Annotated in this window: 1 protein-coding gene; it reads left to right on the top strand. The window is 63.2% G+C overall.

Annotated features, from left to right (window positions below; translation table 11 throughout):
• A partial coding sequence (locus tag QJT78_RS52695) for a transposase (protein ID WP_281461007.1) occupies positions 1-223 on the top strand: 223 nt, incomplete at both ends.

Genomic DNA, 223 nt, shown 5'->3' with positions numbered 1-223 from the left:
CGTCACCAGCCTCGATGTCGGCTCGGCCGAGTGGATCTACGACAGCCTGTATTGCGCGCGCGGCCAAGCCGAGAATCTGATCAAGCTGCATAAGACGCAGCTCGCCTCCGATCGCACCAGCTGCCGTTCGGCGCTCGCCAACCAGGTCCGTCTCGTGCTCCATACGGCCGCTTATTGGCTGATGCTGACCGTGCGCGACGCCATTCCCAAAGCCCGGGAATTG

The sequence above is a fragment of the Bradyrhizobium sp. Mp27 genome (genome assembly GCF_029953005.1).
GTDB classification, from domain to species: domain Bacteria; phylum Pseudomonadota; class Alphaproteobacteria; order Rhizobiales; family Xanthobacteraceae; genus Bradyrhizobium; species Bradyrhizobium barranii.
This window is presented reverse-complemented; position numbering and strand designations above follow the sequence as displayed.